A 20,827-nucleotide genomic window follows, 5' to 3' on the forward strand; every position below is an offset into this window, starting at 1 on the left:
GGCATCTTTCACCGCCTTTTCGCCCCCTGCTGCGTCACTTTCTCTTGACGTACCCCGGTACGCCTGCGAAAAAGCTCCTGGCCTGGAACGAAAATTCGGCAAAATCTGCTCCTTTCGGAGTTATAAGATACGCCCTAGAATCAGTTGGATATCGCTCCAAATAAGGAATACGGCAGAACTACGAGTGTAAGGATGGTATGATGAAGACGAAGGTAACAATTCAGGAAATTGCACATTTTACGGGTTTGTCGAAATTCGCGGTATCACGGGCTTTGTCTGGAAAATCGGGAGTTAGCGATCAGACGAGGGATGTCATTCTAAAGGCCGCCGGCAAACTTGGATATTTTAAAGATAACAGCATGTTGTCTGGTGAACTGTATAACAGCAATGAATCTCAGGACCCGAAGAACACCCGTTCAAGCGGTACGATCTTAATTTTATTTCCCAATGTTCGGTATCAAAATCAAGAGTCCGTATACTGGGGACCTGTATTTAACGGGATCTCGTCCAAGCTGAATCAGAAAGGCATTAATATTCTGACGCTAACGGAACCATCAGCAGACCAGTTGTTCACCTTGTTAAATCCGGATGCCATTCGGGGAATCATCACCGTCGGCTCCATCTCCACGCCAATTCTGCTTGAAATCAAGCGGCTTGGTATTCCGGTCGTGATGGTGGATCATCTGGACCCTGTTTTCCACAGTGACAGCATATTCACCGATAACTTTGCATCCATGCGGGAGATCATGCTCTATTTGCTCCGCAAGGGCTTCAAGACCTTCCAGTTCGTCGGCAATATCAGTGATGCTCATAGCTTCTATGAACGCTGGATTGCTTATACTTCTGTGCTCATCGGTCACGGGATGGAAATAAACCAGATTCCCGAGCTGAGTAATCAGGCCTTGGATGAGTTCCGCCAGACGTTCACTTCGGTGATCCATAAGGATAACCTGCCTGAAGTTTTTGTATGTGCGAATGATTTCTATGGGCTATACACTATAGAAGCCCTTGAGAGTATGGGGATTCGTGTACCCGATCAGTGTGTTGTCACCGGGTTTGATAATCTATACGACAACATTCCATTACTGGCCACAGTCAATGTGAACAAAGAGTTGCTGGGCTCACGTGCAGTGGATCAGATGTTATGGCGCATTGCGAACCCAGAGAGCAGCGTAGAGAAAAAGCTGATTCTTGCTGATGTCATTATTCGTGAACAGTTCGGCAGACATAGTGGATAAAAGCACGCCAAATACCCCTTTAACCGTATTCGTGCGGCTATAGGGGTATTGACATTGTTGTATGTTGTGTAATATCCCGATCTACGTATCTGTGCGCACATCATCCCAGTCCTGATCCAGGTAACAGATCAGCCAGTTCAATGCACGGTGACGCTCATAAGCCACTCCGCCATTCAGACCAGCAGGAGGTGTTTTGTCATTTACACGACTATCTACGCACACCCAGTTGTATCGGTAGATCAGATCTGCTTCATCCAGAATCTCGCTCTTGCTACGCAGAGATGCATCCGAGAGAAAGTCCCTAAAGCTATCCTTCTGCTGCAAATAACCGACATCCTTCCCTACGTTACACAACTCCGTTGGTGCACCCAGTTCCTTCACATAACCAAGCGCCCACAACATCACGTGGTACGCTTCATATCCCCAGGAAAAGGAGATGATCTCCTGCTGCTCTGCTCCGTGCTGGTTGATAAACCTCTTCTCTACGGGTGAGAAAAAGGAGTCAGCCTCATACTTGTTGATCACTTCCTGAACCAGTGCTGCGGTATCATCCGCACTTTCACCAGCTCCCAGACACTCTCCCTTAAGCGCGGCAAGACATAGGGCAACCGCACGGCGCGCGACTTCCTCTTTACTCCGAGCCGTGGTGTGCTCGTCGCCGGATCTGGCAGGCAAGTTCGCATTAAACGGAATTCCTTGTTCGGTTAAGCGTTGCTCTGACCTCGCTTTACGTTGAACCGCAGACTCCGACTGCGGTCTGCTACCATCAAGGAAACTGGTGTGCGCTGTCACCGTGTAATCCTCTACCTCAGATTCTCCATTCATATCCAGCAATAGCTGGCCTTGTGCGTTCAGCAGAGATCCACCTCCCCAGAAGATAACAGCATCTAGCGCATCAGCCAACCGTAATAACTCGCCGAAGAATTCTTCCGAGATATCCTCTTCCGTCTCAATACCAACCACCATGTTCAATGTGGAACATTTGATCAATACCTTTTCCTGGAGCGCAGCATTGCGCCCCTCAATCTGACTCAAAAATCCAAGCATCCCCTGAATCATTGTCGTAAATTCCTCAGGATGTGTCTGGCTGGTCATGATATTAAAGCCCTTTGTTTTCTTACTAAACCATTTCTTCTGAGTCACTTGAATATGTGTCTTGTCTTCCCGGCGCTCAATCGCATCCTCTGGATAAATGGATTGAACTCGTTCAAACAGCTGATCCAGGTCAAACTGAGAGCTATATATCGCACAATTTCTCATGAAGTTCACCCTCTTTTCTGACTAATCCTTATACGGATCGAATTCATTGCCTCCGGCCATGGCAACCCCTACCGGGCGCAGTACATGGTTTATTTTCAGCGTATTCGCATGTGCGTTCAGTACGTCTTGCAGTGTCTTGTACACAAACGGACTTTCGTCCGTGCCTGCTCCCCGCAGTTCCACGCCATAGGCGCGAATCGCCTCATGCATCTGTGCTTCGCTAATCTCACCGCCCATGCGTGTGCGCAGCTTGTAATTCATTTTGCCAGCCGCCTGGGTCCTGCTCATCGTACGCCCTGCTCCGTGCACAGTGCTGCGGAATGATTCGGTATTCTCCTCGCTATGGATACCCTCCACAATGACCGAGATATCGCCCATACTTCCTCCAACAAAACCAAGTTGCCCAGGTGCCAGCGGCGTTGCGCCTTTGCGGACCACGACTACCTCTTCACCCATGTGTTGTTCTTTCCAGGCAAAATTATGATGGTTATGTATGGCATATTCGGCACTTGCCCCGAGAATTCCGAGCACCTGTTCAATGACATAATCACGTCCTGCATAGGCGTATCGGCCCGTCAAGGTCATTGCGTCCCAATACATATCACCCATTTCACTATTCAGGTCAAACAATGTAGGTGGCTGATCCATCGATTCGCCCGGAGCTTTGCCACTGAACTGACGTCCAGCAGCAAGGTTAAGGAATCCACTTGCCACTTTGTGACCGAACCCGCGGCTGCCAAAATGATTCGCAATCCATACCTTTCCCGTTGCCTCTTCTACAAAAATATCCACGAAATGATTACCACTGCCTACGGTTCCGAGTTGGTTGCGTGCGAGGGTATTCAGCTTATGCTGTAATCCCGGCTCTATGGTATCAAACAGCTTCCAGCTCGCATCGTCGAACAGCTCATGATCCACGGGTGTTGGATTGTTGCGGCCCACGCCGAAAGATATGGTCGAATTGATGTCATCCATAATCGTTACAATCTGATCCCGAATATCGTCCCACATCAGATTTGTGCGCACTGCTTTGTTGCCACAGCCAATATCATATCCGACACCTGACGGACTGATCATATTCCGATAAGCGACAACACCACCGATGGGTTGCGAGTAACCTTTGTGATGGTCAGCCATTAGAACCACACCCAGTACATCTCCATATTGCGAGCAAGTCACTGCCTGACTTACGGCGTTCTCCAGCGGCTCCCCCCAGACTTTAATGTTATCTACGATACGCATAATCGTGTTAACCTCCTATGTATTTTTTTGAAAATTCATCTTATATTTCTATCTGTTGCTCTCATTAGTTTAACAAAGATCAGCTCAGTTAATTAGAAATGCTTCCGATAACCCTGAACCTTCTCATCCTTGAAACCCAACTTTTCATAGAATATATGCGCTTCCTTGCGCTGATCGCCAGACACCAGAATCATGTAACCACAACCAAGATCTTTCGCAATCCGCTCAATCTGGAGCATTAATTTCTGCCCAATCCCCTGTCTGCGTACCTGATCCGATACAATCACATTCTCCACAACCATGAACGGTTTGCATGGGCCCACCAGATCCATACACTCAATCCCCATAACGGACCCGACCAGTTTGCCATTGTAAAATGCCCCAAGCACATGATAATGACCATTCTGCTGTATGTAATGAAACATCTTTTTCATCTGCTGCTCATTGGTAGGCATTCCCATCAACTCATCATACAGTTTGCTTAAACCCGGCAGATCCTGTAGTTCAATGGCTTTGATCGTAACCATACTCAATATATCCCCCTGACGTTCTCTCTTATTTGGTATTATTTGGTATTCTATATTCTATCTTAAGCGAGATCTTTCTTGAAATAATAATGGCAATGCCCTGTTGGAGCATTCTCGATGGTTGTGATCAATTGGTATCCGTGCTTCTTGTAAAATTCCGGAGCCTGGTATGAGAATGTATTCAGCATAATAAAATCACAGGATTTCTCACGCGCAATGCCCTCCACCTCAAGTAGCAATTGGGAGCCGTATCCCCGATGCCGCTGATCGGAGTCCACCCAAAGGATATCAAGCTCTAGCCAGTTCCAGCAAAGGGTACTGAGCACTCCTGCGACAATTTCACCAGCCTCATTTTTGATATTAAAATTCAATTCTTCATACCGATTCTTCAGTTCATCGCTCACATGAGCTGCATTATATGCGACTAATTGCTGACGAACATACGCCGATTCTTCTGAAGTACTTTGATTAATGTTTAACTGAGACATCTTCTTTTCTACTCCCCTCATTTCACCGTTATACATGAATCAGAATCATGGACTCCTGTAGATACGATTACTGTTGAGGTGATGCCTCATGGAGAGAGTTCCGAGATGACATTTACACAACATATTATCGTTCCCCATGAAGAAGGCTGGACTAGGGACGATATTGAAAAAGCAATCCGTGAATACAACAGCGGTTCTGAGCAGGGATGGCATATGATGTTCGAAGGTTTAAAACAACTGCTCGAAACGGGTGAAATCAACTACCCATCCCAATAGAAAGCAAGAAAAAAGGGCAGTCTGTGCACAATACAGCTGCCCTTTACTCAATCTATTTTGATATATCAGCATACTCCTGGACCCAATTCTATAGTGCTTCCTTAATTACCCGCTTATAGTACCACACAGACAGCAGGCCAAAAATCGAATATAACAATGTATAGACTATCATGACAATGACCGTGGGTGTCGCCAGTTCCGTACCAAAGAAAAACCAACCTGATTTCACGGCAAAGTAACTATGACTCAACCCCACCACAAGCGGAATACCAAAGTTAAACAACTGCTTGATCTGAATTCCTCTCAACAGATTGCTTTGCGTGAATCCAAGTTTACGAAGAATGGTATAATTCCCCTTCTCCTCTTCACTCTCGTTCATTTGTTTAAAGTACAGGATACATCCCGATGTAATCAAGAATGTTAGACCAAGGAAACCAACAATGAACATAATCAGTCCCATATTGTTACGTTGGTTATTTCTGAACTCAATCTGGGAGAAGCTCGGTGCTTCCAATTGCTGCTCCTTATATACGGCATATGCCTCTTCAGCCTGCCCTTCGTTCAGAATACGCACACCATAGTAATCAGCCCGCTCGGGTTTCTGAAGCTCGGGATCGAGATCCTGTCGCAGCTGCTGATATACCGTTTCATGCACTACCGCAACCGGCGTACCCCCAGTATAGTACGAAGGAAGTACTCCCTGTTTGGTGGTTCCGATCAGGTGCTGGTCCAGCGTTCGCTTCAATCCATGCAAGACGATTGGACCTTTCTCCTGAATGGTAATCAACTGCTGAATGGCATTTCCATATCCCATGAAAACCACTTCACCTGGCTTCAGATCAATATTATCTACTATCTTGTCACTCAACACACTACTGAACAGGTACTGGTCCGCCATGGACTCATCCATCACTTCATGAGCATCAATTTCAATGTAAATGGGCTGTCTATAATTCTCCTCATATGGAATCTGTTTGTGTTCCAACTCCGCTACAAAGCGATTTTTCACATCTATCTGAGCAAATGAAAAATCCTCCGGCAAGCTTTCCTTGGCCTGAGCCTCTGCCGAATAATACGAAATGTAACTGAGTGACAGCATGCCAATAGCAAGCGCCGACACGGTTGTAATAATTGTAAGCAGCAATGCGTTGGACTTCATGCGGAACATGATTGAAGACAAAGACAACACCTCATGAATGGTAAGGTATCCGTTTTTACTTTTGCGAATCAGATTAAAAATAAAACTTACCGAACCCTTATAGAACAGGTATGTCCCCAGTATGACCGAGAAGAGAATCAGGATCATCGTATACATCAACTGCTGCATATCCATTGCCTCACCGCTAAACAGCCGTGCAGACATGAAGTATCCATACACAATCAGAGCAATGCCCAAGACGCCAACAATCATCTGTCCGACAGACATCTTCTGCACCTGCAGCTCCGAAGTGGCCGACACCCGAAAGAGCGAGAGAATGCTCTGTCTCTTGATAAAAGTGTAGTTCATCAGCATGATGAGCAGGTATATGACCGTAAAGACAATGACCGTTTGCAGCAAGGCCATTGGTGAGAAGTACAGTTTCGTAATCGCATCGACACCGAGAATTTTGAACAAGATCATCAATACCAGCTTGGACGCAAGAAACCCAATTAACACACCAATAGCCATGGAGCCAAAATAAAGGATACTGTTCTCCGCACTCAAAATGCCAAAAATTCTGCCCTTCGTCAGTCCAATCAATTGAAATAATCCAATTTCTTTGCTACGCCGCTTGATAAAGATCGTATTGGCATAGAGCAAAAAGATGCCGACAATGACGATTAACAGTACCGAAGATGCGCCTATAGCCGCCGCACCTTTCGTTGAAGCAGCCACCTCATCCATGGAAGGATCATACTGTAACGTCACAAAGGAAAAATATAAGGCCACACTGAACACAAGCGCAAATACATAGAGATAATAATTCTTCAGATTTTTCCTGAGATTGCGGAAGATAATATAATTCAAGCTCATTGCTGCACACCACCCAATACGCCTTGGGTTTTGATAATATCGTTGAAGAACGATTGCCGTGACTCGTCTCCTTTATTCAACTGGGTGTAGATCTGACCGTCTCGAATAAAAATTACTCTGCTGCAATAACTTGCGGCAACCGGATCATGGGTAACCATAATAATAGTCGCCTTTCGTGCGCTGTTCATGTCACTTAACTTGCCGAGCAGATCCGAAGCGGACTTGGAATCCAATGCTCCTGTCGGCTCATCCGCAAAAATGATACTCGGCTCGTGGACAAATGCCCGTGCTGCCGAAGTCCGCTGCTTCTGACCCCCTGAAATCTCAGATGGATACTTGTCTTTCAATTCGTAGATTCCCAGTTCACGGGCAATCTGTTCAAACTTCCGGTGTGCCTCCTGCTTCGGAATGTTCGTGATCGAGAGCGGCAATAATACATTTTCCTTCACCGTAAGGGTATCCAGCAGATTATATTCCTGAAAAATAAAGCCCAGATGATGTTTGCGGAACTCAGCCAGCTGTTTCTCCTTCATTCCGGTGAATTCCTTACCCTCAATATCAATCGTACCCTGGCTCACCCGATCGATGGAGGAAAGTACATTAAGCAGCGTTGTTTTACCCGAACCCGAAGGCCCCATAATACCAACAAACTCTCCCTTGCTTACCCCAAGATCAATCCCCTTCAGCACTTCCTGTTTATTCAGTTTATTACCGTAAACTTTATGAATTTTTTTGGCTTCCAGTATCCACATATCCCACTCACTCCTCTTAGATCTTCTGCAAAATGCTCATGTCTATATCATAGGGGGAATGTGCAGTGTTATCGTGTGATTCACCGAACAAAACCAAAAAGCATGTGACATTGTTGTCACACGCCTGCAAGATGCAACATGTCGTTTTTTCGCGGAAAAGTAAGTGTGACGGTTGTGCCCTCGCCAAGAGAAGATTCTACATGAATGTTCATATGAAGCGTCTGGACCACCTGACGAACCAGATACAGCCCCATTCCGGTAGCCGCTCCATCCATTCTGCCTCGGGTAGACGTAAAACCTTTATCAAATATACGCGGCAGATCTTGAGTCTCAATCCCTCGCCCGTGATCCTGAATCATGAGTATGATGTGTCCATCCTGTTCCCGACTTTCAATGAGGATGTCCGATGAATCGCTATATTTCACCGCATTGCTCAACAACTGCCGGAGGATGAAGCCTAACCATTTGCTGTCTGTCAGCACGCGAGTAACCGTGAGGGAGACATCGAAGCCAATGCCTTTGGAAATGCACCACGATCTCAGGGCTCGAATCTCTCCGTTCAGCACCGGTTCAAGTTCCGTCTCTTCGATGAATAAGTCATTATGCATAAATGGAATCCGCTTCTGGTGAAGCTGCTGATCCAGCAACTGATGAATTCTTAACCATTCATATGTCATTTGGCTCTGTAACTTGTCATCTGGCAAGCGCTCGATCATCAGTTGCAACGCAGTCAGTGGGGTCTTCACCTCATGAATCCAGGACAACATCTCGTCCTTCTCCTGTTCCAGAGCGATAAAATGATGTGACGACTCCTTACGATACCGCTGTGTCTGGGAACTGACGGCCTCATGTACAATCTGCTCATATGGACTTTCGGCGATATCAAGTTCTCTTAGATCATAGGTATGATCCCAGATGCTCAATTTTTTATAGAAACGGGTCTCTTTCAGGTATCTCGCCCAGATAAAAACAAGACATACCACTACATTCAGTCCTACGATATACATCACAGATTGGAATGGAATGGACGAGTCCAGGTAGGCCACTAATAAAATAATAAGTTGCATGCTTACCAGTAGCCAAAACCAACTAGCCCTTTCTCGTATGTACTTTCCGATCATGCTTCTGCCTCTTCCGTTGCCATGTACCCCTGGCCTACTTTGGTTTCAATGTACCGCTCCAAGCCGATGGGTTCAAGTTTCTTCCGTAACCGATTAACGTTAACCGTCAGCGTGTTGTCACTCACGAAATGCTCATGATCCCACAAACTCCGGATGAGATCCTCACGGGTAACAATCTGATTTTTGTGCTCGACCAGCACTTTAAGGATGAACATCTCATTTTTGGTTAACAGGACAGATTCATCCCCGCAGGTCAACGTATTCTTCACATATTCAATAGCAGCACCGCGCCAAGTTCGGAGTTCAATATGCTCTGTATTATAGTTGTACACCCTCCGCAAAGTCGCTTGGATCTTGGCAATCAATACATCGAAGTGAAAAGGCTTCTGGATAAAATCGTCTGCACCCAAATGCATGGACATAACCATATCCGCAGGATGATCCCGTGAGGACAAAAAGATAATCGGCACATTAGAGTACGAACGAATAATCCGGCACCAATGGAACCCGTCATATTGGGGCAACTGAATATCAATAATGACCAGTTGCGGCTGAATTACGCTGTACTCCTGCAATACCTTGCCAAAGTCCTGCACACCATACACGTCATACGACCACTGGGTTAAGCGTTCCTTGATTTCACTGAATAACGATTCATCGTCTTCAATGAGCATAATTTTAAACAAGAGACTTCACCACGTTTCTGATCTTCTAAGGTTGAATAAGTAATTAGACCCCGTTGTTACAGGGTCACCGTTACGACCACGAATCATTGCTCCGATCGCTGTTATCAGTGTACAGGGAAGTTGGGCTTATATCAAAAAGGTTTCCACACTTCGCAAGAAAACGAGCTGAAAGACGTATACCATATTAGCTCTCCGTGGTGTGTATAACATGGCTTGCATCACTGTGTTCGTCGATCCGCTCAATCAACTGCTTCGCCACATCTCGTGGCGATTTTAATTGGCCAGCTTCATATACTTGATTGAACATACCTGCAAGAGCGAACTCCTCTGTACTTTTGCCTCGTGCAGCAGCCTGTAACTCCGTATCAACCATCCCCGGATCAAAAGCAATAATCTCAACAGGGTTCTGTTTACCCGTTTGTTCCAAAGATACGCATTGGGTGAACATGTTCATGCCTGCCTTGGATGTACAGTACACTGCCATTGAAGGCGCGGGATAACTTCCCGAACCGGAAGAGAGATTGACAATTTTACGCCTAGCGGACAGATGATTCGTTTGTTGAATAAAAGAGGAACTTAATATCATTGGCGCTGCAAGACTGATGTTGAGACTCTGACTTATCTCTGCCGCACTGCATTGATCGATAGGTCTTAGAGGCTCCAGCATTGCTGCATTATTAATGAGTCCAATACAATCGGCTTCCTGAGACGGAATTTGGCTTAATACACGTGTAATCAAATCATCAATCCCAGTCAGGTCGGCCAGATCATACTGAACATGGCGGTAATGCCCGCTCCATTCCTCGCCTGATTCCAACAGATCCGAACTCGCACGTGAAATACCATAAACGTAGTCTCCCTTAGCCAATAATAACTGCGCAAGTTGTAAACCGATTCCTTTCGATGTGCCTGTAATGATAAAGTGTCTTCTTCCTGTTCCTGTTCCTGTTCCCATTCCGATACCACGCCTCCTCTATTTTCATTGCATGTAATTCTCTATTCTTACGAGTTTTTCTTTCTCCACAACGTGGCCCATAGAAAAGGTACACCAAAACACGGTTCATGCTGCTCCATCGCCTTCATCGCACGGAACTCGACACATTCGAAGCCATCTTCCAGCATGTAGCGAAGCTTCTCCTCCGTGAATGCAAGACCACCTCGCATCGACTTCTCTTGATACACCTGCCAATCATTCATAACGGTTTCCGGCCCACCAATATCGCCAAAACCCGGAGCAAAACAAGTCATTCCAAAATATCCTCCTGGACGGAGTGCATTATGGATCATATCTATGTAGGGAATACGCTGATGTGGTAACAGATGGTGCAGACAACCCGAGTCGTAAACAAGATCATATTCTTGCTCTGGTGCCAATTCGAACACAGATTGACATTCAAAATGCACGTCCAGTTGCTCTTCTACCGCCCTTTCATTAGCCCAGGCAATCGCTGTTTCCGAAAGATCATAAGCATCGACCTGATATCCTTGGCGGGTTAAATACAACGCATTTCTGCCTGGACCACACCCTAGTTCCAGTGCCTTGCCACCGCTTAACACACCTGCGTTCACATGCGCTACCAGATTTTCATCCGGTTTGTTTGGGAAAAAGGGGATTGGTCTGTTCCGATCCTCATAGAAAGGTTCCCAAAACTGCTTGGCAGATCTGAAATCCGCATCGAGCATATCATATAGATCCTGCACACGTTTGATCGTCTTTTCCATAACCACATTCCTCCTTCGATTCTCCGTTCCAATCCTGATTCTTCGCTATCAATTTCTCGTTATTTTCATTTAATCAGCCACACTATATTATAACATTTTTACCCAGTAATTCTCTATTTTCCTTGTATTTTATATTCGAAAACAAAAGCTTTCCCCAACAAAAAAACGACCGACATGGGATGTCGATCGCTTGAATTAGGAGCTGTTTTCAGTTGCACTTTACTTCGCCCGTTCCAAGACTGCAAAGTAATTCCCTTCGTTATCGGCAAAGTTGAAGACACGCCCCGTTGGCATCTCGACAATCTCTCCGACCGTTACATGTTTACTAGCCAAGTCGGCATATAATTGATCCAGATTTTCGGTGAAGAACATTAACGAAGGTGTGCCCAGATTTACACCCGCCGACATCCGCTCCACAAACTCCTTGTCATGAAGAATAATGCTCGTCTGCGAATTTGGGGTAGGCGCAATCTCAATCCATCTCATACCCTCGTCAAGGTTTACTTCATCCACAATATGGAACCCCGCAATTTCCGTCCAAAATGCCAATGATTCATCCTGATTGTTGACATACAACATAATCTGGCCGACTTTGCTAAACATGCATCATTCACTCCTCTAATCATCTAATCTCTCAACATCCTGCTTATCATTCCTCAAATTCCAATAGAGTATAACATGCAGGACAGCTTTTTTATCATCTTTCTTTGCAAGTACTAAGTACATATTACACTTCTTGCGCAGCTTTTAACTTCTTCGTAAGATACAGTACAACATCGTCGTCCATAATTGTTTCTTCACCCGGCTGAATGTAATGATCGTGCTTGTGTACACCCTGACCGTCTGGTATGTATCCGCGATGGGCATATAGAATTTGCGCTTTGCCATAATCAGAAAACACGCCTACACCAATGCCTGCTACATCCGTTCGTTCCAGAATAACTTCCTCTGCTCGGTCCATAAGCCGCGAACCAATACCTTGGCGCTGGTACTTCATCAGCACATTAAAATCGTTAATTTCGGGAATGCCTTGTTCCCTGAAAGATGGGTAGCTGGAATACCACAATACATTCACGTATCCGGCAAATTCTCCATTCAACTCGGCTACCAAGGTTACGCGTTCCCCATTCTGTTGTTCAGCCAGGTAATAAAAATACTGCTCGGCAGATTTATGCCATCCCTGCGCTTGAAAAGCCTGCGAGATTACAAGTGGATCATTCTCATTTAAGAGCCGTATATGTATATCCGTCATGATGCACTCCTTTCATAACAGGTCTATTGCTTCTTTAAATTCCCAGTCTATCCCGAAGCGATGTGATATGAGCAACATGGTGTTTGCCATGCCAAGCATACATGCCCAGATTATAATCCAGTCTCGTCGTTTCTTGCGATGAGGGATGATAGAATTGTTTGGCATAATCTGCATCTGTCAACGCGTTTAACAGAAACACCCAGCGACGATGGAGCGCATCCAGAATTTGCAGCGAGAATTCGATATCCAGGTCCCTTGAATCACTCAATTCAGCCCAGCGCTCTTCATAATAAGGCCGAATCGTAGGGGTGTCCTCTGTCAGTGCCAGCTTGAAACGAATCATGCTGTTCATGTGGCTATCTGCCATGTGGTGAATCACCTGTTTGAGCATCCATCCACCTTCTCGATACGGCAGACTTAATTGCTCTTCACTCAGTCCCTTTACCGCTTCACGCGCGTGTTCAGGCAGCTCAGCAATATCCTGAATCCACTGCTCTCTCTGTGCAGGCGTAACCTCACCCGTGTGTACAAATGGTCCTATTGGAAATCTCTCATCCATCCATTATTCCTCCTTATTTGTATGATTCAAAATAACTTTAAACAGCATCTACAGGGAATATTCCATGAGCCAACAGTCTCTCATCTGTCCTTCATGCTGCTCATGTTTCTCTAACAGCTTCATCCTTTGAAAACCACATTTCTCATAACAAGATATGGCTCGCAAATTCCAGGCTTGAGGGTCCATGACTACTTTTCGAGCATGCTTTTCGTTAATCAGAAAATTAAGCATGGACTGCACCAACTGTGTACCTATCCCTTTATTCCAGTAATCTACCTCTCCAATAAACTGATCCGTTCCATAGATGATCTCATCCGTATCCGTGTTTCCATAACCATACGCCGTTCGCTCTTCTTCCTCAAGCTTATAGAACTGAATGTATCCAATAGGGTCTCCTCTATACTCCACGATACAACGAGTAGCATCATCCTCCAGATTGTAAAAATGTTCTCTTACCCGTTCCCGATCATGCGGCCGATCACGCCCTTCATAGTATTGAAGGACTTCTGGATCAGACAGCCACTTCACCAGGTGGTGTTCATCTTCTGTTTCCAAGAAACGTACGGTGATTTCATTCGATTCATATACATTCATCATTCTGATTACTCCTTAATGATCTCCAGATTCTCACCCGTAACCCAACTCAGATTCTTCCCTAACAACTGCTCGTTGTGAACATAATACACCATGGGATTCTCAAGCGGTTGAGTCGTTCCATCCGAAGATCTAAGCGTTAACCGCAATTTGTAGCTCCCTATCTCATCAGGTATCGCAAATCCCATCAGATTCTCAGCTGATTTCCTCGTTTTCCCCTGTGTCTTCAGATACTTTTCCAGAATGACTTGATCAACATAGGAGCTGCCAACAGACGAAGGCAGGTACCACGCATCATCTTGTTCTTCAGTGAATGTGACCCCCTCCCATCCAGGGACAACGGGATACACCATATGTTGATCCTTGTCTTCTCTTTTTCGCGTTATCTCTAACTCTACCTCAACTGTATCCGTATCAATCTGCCTGATTGTGCCTGCCATCACAACATCCTGTGCATTCACACTTGGAATAACATAGTTGTAGATGAGCAGAGTCACCAAGATGATTATCGTTATTCCCGTAATCCAAAATATTGTACTTTTACGCATCTGTCTGAACCTCCTGCCTGGCTAATCATACTTTTGGAGCAGCTCCTTCTCTGTTAAAGATTGCGTTAACCTATCCAGCTCAGGGGATGCCGTCCAATCACTGGAGGTATTGAGTCCATGTTTGATGGTATGGATCGCGCTATGTGCAGACATATATATATTATGGTGGACTCCCGGCTGGACAACGATGTGCGCTCCTTCACGCATCACTTGAATGGAAATCATCCGGTCATCTCCATAACTGGCATACGCAATCCATCCGGTTTGTACCACATAAAACTCCGTTATATTGACGTGTACATGGCTGTTTTGCCAAGCTCCCTGGGATAAAGCAACGGTTCTACAATAATAACTATCGTCTTCTGCTATCATTTTATATTTCTGTTCCCCGTTCGCCATCTGCTCGAAGCTGGTTTTCACACCCGTCTCACCATAGTTCTGTTCTGAAAATTCTGTGTTCACTCAGTTTCAACTCCTGACGGCCTGCCAGATATACTTGTGTCTGAGGAAATCCTGACAAAAACTTCCTTCTTCCAAAACATTCGACATCGGTAAGTCGATTCTCCTGTTTTGATAGGGATATATCTTTACTAAAATTTGAAACGCTTCTCTTCCAGTTTCCGTATTAAGGTCGAAGTCGTATTTATCCCCAAATAGTAAACCATCTGATCTGGAGGTTGAGCGCATGTCATTTTTCAAGAAAATGTTAGCCAGTGTAGGTGTTGGAGCAGCCAAAGTGAATACAGAATTGCATACACCAGAGGTCACGCCTGGAGGAATCATCTCGGGGGTTGTGTACATTGAAGGTGGAGATGTGGAACAGAACGTAGATCGAATCTATCTTTCAATTAAAACCCATTACATACGGGAGCGCGATGATCGCAAAGTAAAAGAAACAGCTGTTATAGCCAAATATTTGCTCACCGAAGGTTTCACATTGCAGCCTGGAGCCAAATTGGAGAAAGAATTCTCATTTGACCTGCCAGAAAATCTGCCTATTACACTGCATCGTGCAGAAGTGTGGGTAGAAACGGGCCTCGATATCTCAAGCGCCGTGGACCCATCCGACCGGGACAGACTACATGTTGTTCCTAGCAAAGACATGAATACCGTGCTCGATGCAATCGATATCCTTGGCTTCAAGCTGCGTGAAGTGACCAACGACTATGCGCCGAAGCTGGGCGGCAATCTGCCATTTGTGCAAGAGTTTGAATTCGTACCAACAAACAAATTCCGTGGGCATTTGGATGAGCTGGAAGTGCTGTTCTATCCCATGGGCGATTCGCTGGAACTGTTGTTACAGATCGACCGCCGCGCTCGTGGACTCAGTGGAATATTCTCCGAAGCGATGGGGACGGATGAAAGCTTCGTCCGCCTGCATCTGTATGAACGACATCTGCAGCGGGGTGCGCATTCTGTCGCTCAGGGTCTGGAAGAAGTCATATCCAAACATATTTAATCTATAGTTTGTGTAAACGAATAAAAACCGTCCTCTATCAGACAAATCTGATGAAGGACGGTTTTCCCCTTTCGAAAAGGGGATCAGAAAAATCTGGGGATAACAGCGATCGGAAGGTTATTCTGTCATCGGAGTGTCAGTGAAATTATCCTTAGTGAACTTATACATTAATACACTTCGGTACTTTTTAGACTCAACGTTTCGCATACAAGTTGGGCAAAGGCATCGAAGCTGCCGCAGGATCGCAGGCTTTCCAGCTGCTCCTCCTGTCGGATCAATTCTACAAACAGATCATAGATCCCCATCGCCTGTTCGTAATCCTCTTTGCAGATGGATAACATAAATACAGCATGTACTTCATTCTCCTCATCCCACGGAATCGGCTTCTCGAGCAGACATACCGATACGGTCGTCCGGGTTGAACTCAGCTCCATCGGATGCGGAATCGCCATACCTCTTCCAAGCGCGGTTGAAGCCATTTTTTCCCGCTCCTGCACAGCTGGCCAAAATTGCTCCGTTACAATTCCCTTCTCCAGCAGTGCCCCGCTCATCTCAGCCATAAGTGTCATTTTGTCAGGCTGATCGGACCGAAATACGAACAACGCTGGATCAAAGTAACGCAGCAGCGTCATTTCCTCCTGCTCATCACTGGTTCGCACCAGATGAGTGATCGTTGCCATGTCGCGTTCCGATGGAATTGCAGCAATGACAGCCGACGGTTTGCCTTTTGACTCCCGTAACCGGATCGTGGAAATGACCAAGTCTTCGGGGACACTCCCCATCTCCTCGTATTCCCTTAACGAAACTACACGTGAGACCTCCAGCTCGGCAAATAAAGAGCGTAATCTGGATTCAAGAATACGGGCTGTGCCGTATCCTGACCCACAGACGAGCAATACGGATTTCCGTTTGCGATGAGGAATCTGGTATTTACGTTCCAATGCTGCACCAATATGAAGAGCCAGGTAACCAATCTCGCTGTCATTGATTTCATGAGGTACGTATGTCTGTAGCTGTTTCACTGCACTGATCGTAATCTCATAGGCCAGTGGATAATATTTACGTATATGTCCCAGCAGTGGATTCCGCATATTCATACCATGTTCTAATCTAGTAATCATGGGCTTCAGATGGGCATAGAGATCATTCGGCAAGCGTTCATCATCCCGCAGATCATAGGTGTACCGATCATAGATATGACCCAGCATCTGCTGTACAGCAACATATAATGGGTCACTGCGTAGTCCATTCCAATCGGTAGCGGTCATTTTTTTACTAACAATATGAAGCAACAGATAATCTCGCTCTCCGACTGGACAATGAATGGAATATAACGACTCCAGATCCTGAATAATCTGTTGTGCAAGTTGTTGATCCTGCGGATTCGCCTCCACTTTCTCGAATCGCTCCAGTTCATGCCCTTGTTTAATACGCAATACCATAACAGCCAGATGCGTAATCAGATCTTTCAGTGCCACATCTGCAATACGAACATTCTGTTTGCCTACATGGCGAATGACGATCTCGCGGATGTGCGCGGGTTCAATTGGATACAGCAAACGTTCCTGTGCAGCAGTCATGCCTTCCGGTCCCAGTTCTTCATCTCGCGCATCGGCGTATTCGGCAAGGCAATAGCGGAACCTTTGCTCGTCTCCGACGACCTTCACACCATGTCCTGGCTTGATCTGAAGCTGAAGCTGATAGTTCTCCAAAATCTGACGAATGATTTTCAGATCATTGTTCATTGTTGCACGGCTTATATACAGCTGATCAGCGAGGTCTTCCATCTTAATATGACCCGGTTCACCAAGCAGCTTGAACAATTCATAACGGATACGCTCATCAGGCGAACCAGGTACTGGCGCACCTTTTTGCAAATCATCCTTCCGTTCCTCCAACAGCTCATTATACCGCTTCGCATCATGCACACGAATGGAATAACCCCGCCCACGCTTGGATTCCAGGCTCCCACCATGCCCAGCAAGGATATGATCCAACTTTTTCAGATCATCCCGAATAGTACGCACCGTAACTTCCAGCCTGTCTGCAAGTGCTTGGCTCGTCCAAGCCTGTTCCTGCCCTTCACCATGAATGAGGTGGAACAGCTTTTTCAACCGTTTAGTTGGAAAAATCATACCGATATCCGACCTCCCTTCTGATCAGGATTGTGTCATACTAAAGCTCACCTTATATGGATACAAGTACCGTCATTAATTTACAATGTGCAAGTTCTGGCAAACGAACGACCTCTTCTCCCTCGGTTAACCTCTGCTGAGGCTCCAGTGGTTGTTCACCAAGAGATACACGCTCTGCATGTACAGGTTGATTAAAGTGTATGTTCACGTTTGCAGACTGCGCCAAATATGGATTGAAGACACGTACAATGTAACCCTCACTCTGCTCTGCTTTCTTGAAACTGCTTAACACCACGTTGGAATCGTCGCTGAACGACATCAGACTGTAATCACGTTCCAGCACACGTTCCTCATCACGGAAAGCAAAGATCAGTCGTCCGTTCAAAAAGTCACATAGCTGATAACTGCTGATCGGTGTCAAATATTCACGCGCAGCACGAGCTACATTCGCTTCGTCGAAACCCGAAGTCTGGATATGCAGGCCAAAGGTAAAGGAAAGCTCGCCAAGTAATTGCGCGTCTGGTGTTGCTACAATTTTCTCACCGGAAGCCCGGCCAGGACGATACAACAGGTTTTCCTTACCCATGAAACCGAACGTACGGAACAAGGTCAGGGCAATGGTATCCATTTGCTCACCAACAATCTCGTATTCACGTACACCTTCCGTCATCACAGCCATACCATGGGAACCGTTGTTCAACCCAGCATAACTCTGCATCGCTTCAATCGTGATCGGTTTCTCCTGCCATTGTTCGCGCTCCCATACGTCCACTTCTGGCAATGAGGTTGGACGAGCAATCACACCAAACGGTTGGTCTGCAATGGATAGGGCGGAAGCAATTCCTGTATCAAAAAGGACACGCAGACGGTGGCTGAACACTTCATTCTGCACCTGAACGTGGAAGCGGATCAGCTTTTCTCCTTTGCGAAGGGATATCTCCACCTGCATTGGCAGTGCACCCGATGTGATGCCTGCGGCCCGCTCTTCCAGATCGTAGGGGACATCCAGCGTGAAACGCAGGGACAGTGTCTGGGATACAGACGTTTGGGTGGTCGTTGTGCTCATCTGGGTGCCTGCGGAAGAAACAATCAGGTCACGCTCAGGTGGAGAATAGTTGTAGGAATCTCCGTCATCCCCATTATCTTCAAAGACCATTTGATCTGCATACACTTGGCCTGATCGCTTGTCCGTAATTTGCAAGGTGCCGTTTGCTTGCAGCGCAACGGTGAAATGTTCATTTTCAATCGTGTCTCCGTTACGTCGCTCCATGACAGGTGCAGCGCCCTGACTGAAATCAAACACAATCTGGGTGTAGCCCATTGCCGGGATCTCTTGCAGATCCACCAGCAATTTGGCGCGATATACCCGTTCCGGCAGATGCACTTTGCGGCTTGGATTGAGATCGATGTGCTGTCCAAGCACATAATCGGTCTGGTCTACTTTTTCCACAATGGTATAGGCCAGCTCGCGTCCCTTCGTGTCCCGAATCACAAAGGATTCTTCCGGAATATAAGCTTCAATCTCCGTAACCCCGCCTCGCACATACGGTAGCGTGTTGAACAGGGTGAACGCAAATGTCTCCTCCTGCTGAATCGTTGAAGCAATCATCCGCATATGCAGGTCGAGCAAATTCAGTGCGATATCATAGGCCTGTTTGTAACGGAACGCAACGTCCTGATTCGTTGTATCGCTGTTACAGCCACCGATGCTGTCATGTGCCGCATTCTCAAACAACAGCTTCCAGATGTCCTCCACAATGCGATGCGGGTAGTCATGCCCGAGAGAATGGCTAATCGCAAGTACCGGTTCTAGCGTGTTAGCAATCAGATTCTCAATCCGGTTATTCTGTTGTTTGAGATCCGCACGGGTGGAAAAAATGGACTTGTGAATCCGCATGTGCTTGGCTTCCATTAATTCACCCCGAAGTACAGGCAGATCCTGACTATCCGCTTCGATCTCCGCCAGAAAACGCTCCGGTTCATTCATGACATATTCGCGTTCTGTATCCAGTGCATTGAACCGTTCAATCAACTCCGGCAGATTCAATCGCACAGGTGCCTGATCAAACCCATTAGGGAAATAGATATGTTTGGTCGAGGCTTTGCGTTCCAGCGCACCAATCTGTTTCTCCAGATAAGGAATTAGATCTTCCTCATTTTCCGGAATGTTACCGCCGTAGTAATACCCGAATGGCATCTGTACAGCAAATACACGGCTGCCGTCCGATCCTTCCCACGTAAACTCGGTATGTGGATTTGTATTATCTGAAACGCCTCTCCAGAACAGGAAACGTTCAATGCCAAACTCGCGATAGATCTGCGGCATCTGTGCCGATTGTCCAAATGCATCCGGAACATAACCGACTTTCATCGCATGTCCGTACTTTTGTGCTGTTTTCATACCATAATACAGGTTTCGGACCATGGATTCACTGGAAATCACCAATTGATCCGTCTGTGTATACCAGGGTCCAGTCATCAGTCGTTTGGCTGAAACCAGTTGGCGGATACGTTCCTCATCTTCGGGACACCAGCGGATGTAATCATCCAGCAGCGAGCCCTGTGCATCCAGCAGGTAATAATGAAATCCTTCAATATTCTCCAGTGCATTCAATACTTCCTTGACGTGTTTGACGAGATACACTTTGGAACGGGAGGTCGTAAAATACCATTCCCGGTCCCAGTGTGTATGTGGAATCACATGTACTTTGGTGCGATTGCTCTCACTCATATCTCTATATCCCTCCAGATGCTTTTTAAAGGTTGTTCAAAAAAGTCCGCTTTTGATTACGAGGGATGCCTGTTGGCATCCTCAGCGTCGAAGATGGAATTCAGCCGAAATAAGTGGATGCTTACGAAGGTTGTTTCCTTCGGAAACATTGTAGTTGCTCACGTAGTTTCCCCTATGCTCCGCTACTCCATTTCTACCTTCATCCCATCTTCTCGATACTGAA

The 20,827-nt window shown here is 46.2% G+C and carries 21 protein-coding genes; 3 read left to right on the forward strand and 18 right to left on the reverse strand.

All coding sequences use genetic code 11. The features are described from left to right. The first annotated feature begins 197 nt into the window (after nucleotides 1-197). A complete protein-coding gene (locus HF638_RS03605; RefSeq protein ID WP_348982063.1) occupies nucleotides 198-1,238 on the forward strand; it encodes a LacI family DNA-binding transcriptional regulator in 1,041 nt (346 codons plus the stop codon). A gap of 81 nt (nucleotides 1,239-1,319) precedes the next feature. On the opposite strand, the gene HF638_RS03610 is transcribed toward HF638_RS03605, so the two are convergent. The 4 genes from HF638_RS03610 to HF638_RS03625 all read right to left on the reverse strand — a co-directional run bounded on the left by HF638_RS03610 (nucleotide 1,320) and on the right by HF638_RS03625 (nucleotide 4,755). Then, nucleotides 1,320-2,498 (reverse strand): DUF4272 domain-containing protein, encoded by a 1,179-nt coding sequence (locus tag HF638_RS03610; protein ID WP_169478915.1) that lies wholly within the window; start codon nucleotides 2,496-2,498, stop codon nucleotides 1,320-1,322. Nucleotides 2,499-2,519: 21 nt separating this feature from the next. After that, complete coding sequence (locus HF638_RS03615; protein WP_169478916.1) at nucleotides 2,520-3,740, reverse strand: RtcB family protein; 1,221 nt, start codon at nucleotides 3,738-3,740, stop codon at nucleotides 2,520-2,522. Between the two features lie 92 nt (nucleotides 3,741-3,832). Continuing rightward, a complete protein-coding gene (locus HF638_RS03620; RefSeq protein ID WP_169478917.1) occupies nucleotides 3,833-4,267 on the reverse strand; it encodes a GNAT family N-acetyltransferase in 435 nt (144 codons plus the stop codon). Nucleotides 4,268-4,329: 62 nt separating this feature from the next. Then, the gene (locus HF638_RS03625; protein WP_169478918.1) at nucleotides 4,330-4,755 is read right to left on the reverse strand and encodes a GNAT family N-acetyltransferase; all 426 of its coding nucleotides are present in this window, start codon (nucleotides 4,753-4,755) and stop codon (nucleotides 4,330-4,332) included. 30 nt (nucleotides 4,756-4,785) lie between these two features. Between HF638_RS03625 and HF638_RS28745 the strand changes: the two genes are divergently transcribed. Next, the gene (locus HF638_RS28745) at nucleotides 4,786-5,031 is read left to right on the forward strand and encodes an SRPBCC domain-containing protein (RefSeq protein WP_348982067.1); all 246 of its coding nucleotides are present in this window, start codon (nucleotides 4,786-4,788) and stop codon (nucleotides 5,029-5,031) included. An 88-nt stretch (nucleotides 5,032-5,119) separates the two neighbouring features. Here HF638_RS28745 and HF638_RS03635 read toward each other — a convergent pair whose 3' ends face one another. The 12 genes from HF638_RS03635 to HF638_RS03690 form a co-directional block, all read right to left on the reverse strand. Next, the gene (locus HF638_RS03635; protein WP_169478919.1) at nucleotides 5,120-7,045 is read right to left on the reverse strand and encodes an ABC transporter permease; all 1,926 of its coding nucleotides are present in this window, start codon (nucleotides 7,043-7,045) and stop codon (nucleotides 5,120-5,122) included. Continuing rightward, nucleotides 7,042-7,797 carry an ABC transporter ATP-binding protein gene (locus HF638_RS03640; RefSeq protein ID WP_169478920.1) on the reverse strand — a complete coding sequence of 252 codons (756 nt, stop codon included), beginning with the start codon at nucleotides 7,795-7,797 and terminating at the stop codon, nucleotides 7,042-7,044. The genes HF638_RS03635 and HF638_RS03640 overlap by 4 nt, the downstream gene beginning before the upstream one ends. Nucleotides 7,798-7,913: 116 nt before the next feature. Then, complete coding sequence (locus tag HF638_RS03645; protein WP_169478921.1) at nucleotides 7,914-8,918, reverse strand: sensor histidine kinase; 1,005 nt, start codon at nucleotides 8,916-8,918, stop codon at nucleotides 7,914-7,916. Further along, the gene (locus tag HF638_RS03650; RefSeq protein ID WP_169478922.1) at nucleotides 8,915-9,604 is read right to left on the reverse strand and encodes a response regulator transcription factor; all 690 of its coding nucleotides are present in this window, start codon (nucleotides 9,602-9,604) and stop codon (nucleotides 8,915-8,917) included. Before HF638_RS03650 ends, HF638_RS03645 begins: the two co-directional genes overlap by 4 nt. Nucleotides 9,605-9,788: 184 nt before the next feature. Continuing rightward, nucleotides 9,789-10,559 carry an SDR family NAD(P)-dependent oxidoreductase gene (locus HF638_RS03655; RefSeq protein ID WP_169478923.1) on the reverse strand — a complete coding sequence of 257 codons (771 nt, stop codon included), beginning with the start codon at nucleotides 10,557-10,559 and terminating at the stop codon, nucleotides 9,789-9,791. Nucleotides 10,560-10,606: 47 nt separating this feature from the next. Next, nucleotides 10,607-11,326, reverse strand: a complete 720-nt coding sequence (locus tag HF638_RS03660; protein WP_169478924.1) for a class I SAM-dependent methyltransferase — start codon at nucleotides 11,324-11,326, stop codon at nucleotides 10,607-10,609. A gap of 219 nt (nucleotides 11,327-11,545) precedes the next feature. Then, nucleotides 11,546-11,929 carry a VOC family protein gene (locus HF638_RS03665; protein WP_169478925.1) on the reverse strand — a complete coding sequence of 128 codons (384 nt, stop codon included), beginning with the start codon at nucleotides 11,927-11,929 and terminating at the stop codon, nucleotides 11,546-11,548. Between the two features lie 124 nt (nucleotides 11,930-12,053). Then, nucleotides 12,054-12,578, reverse strand: coding sequence for a GNAT family N-acetyltransferase (locus HF638_RS03670; RefSeq protein ID WP_169478926.1), 525 nt, complete (start codon nucleotides 12,576-12,578; stop codon nucleotides 12,054-12,056). A 34-nt stretch (nucleotides 12,579-12,612) separates the two neighbouring features. Beyond that, the gene (locus tag HF638_RS03675) at nucleotides 12,613-13,137 is read right to left on the reverse strand and encodes a YfiT family bacillithiol transferase (RefSeq protein WP_169478927.1); all 525 of its coding nucleotides are present in this window, start codon (nucleotides 13,135-13,137) and stop codon (nucleotides 12,613-12,615) included. A 48-nt stretch (nucleotides 13,138-13,185) separates the two neighbouring features. Then, nucleotides 13,186-13,731: a GNAT family N-acetyltransferase gene (locus HF638_RS03680; protein WP_169479143.1), complete on the reverse strand. Its 546-nt coding sequence runs from the start codon at nucleotides 13,729-13,731 to the stop codon at nucleotides 13,186-13,188. An 8-nt stretch (nucleotides 13,732-13,739) separates the two neighbouring features. Further along, a complete protein-coding gene (locus HF638_RS03685; RefSeq protein WP_169478928.1) occupies nucleotides 13,740-14,279 on the reverse strand; it encodes a hypothetical protein in 540 nt (179 codons plus the stop codon). Nucleotides 14,280-14,300: 21 nt separating this feature from the next. Next, complete coding sequence (locus HF638_RS03690) at nucleotides 14,301-14,741, reverse strand: hypothetical protein (protein WP_169478929.1); 441 nt, start codon at nucleotides 14,739-14,741, stop codon at nucleotides 14,301-14,303. 223 nt (nucleotides 14,742-14,964) lie between these two features. Here HF638_RS03690 and HF638_RS03695 point away from each other — a divergent pair, with 223 nt between their 5' ends. Beyond that, on the forward strand, nucleotides 14,965-15,738 hold the full coding sequence (locus HF638_RS03695) for a sporulation protein (RefSeq protein ID WP_169478930.1): 774 nt from the start codon (nucleotides 14,965-14,967) through the stop codon (nucleotides 15,736-15,738). Nucleotides 15,739-15,905: 167 nt separating this feature from the next. Here HF638_RS03695 and HF638_RS03700 read toward each other — a convergent pair whose 3' ends face one another. After that, on the reverse strand, nucleotides 15,906-17,873 hold the full coding sequence (locus HF638_RS03700; protein WP_169478931.1) for a BglG family transcription antiterminator: 1,968 nt from the start codon (nucleotides 17,871-17,873) through the stop codon (nucleotides 15,906-15,908). Nucleotides 17,874-17,925: 52 nt separating this feature from the next. Next, nucleotides 17,926-20,604: a mannosylglycerate hydrolase gene (gene mngB, locus HF638_RS03705; protein ID WP_248277996.1), complete on the reverse strand. Its 2,679-nt coding sequence runs from the start codon at nucleotides 20,602-20,604 to the stop codon at nucleotides 17,926-17,928. Nucleotides 20,605-20,827 lie beyond the last annotated feature (223 nt).

The sequence above is a fragment of the Paenibacillus sp. SZ31 genome (genome assembly GCF_012912005.1).
Taxonomy (GTDB): Bacteria; Bacillota; Bacilli; order Paenibacillales; family Paenibacillaceae; genus Paenibacillus.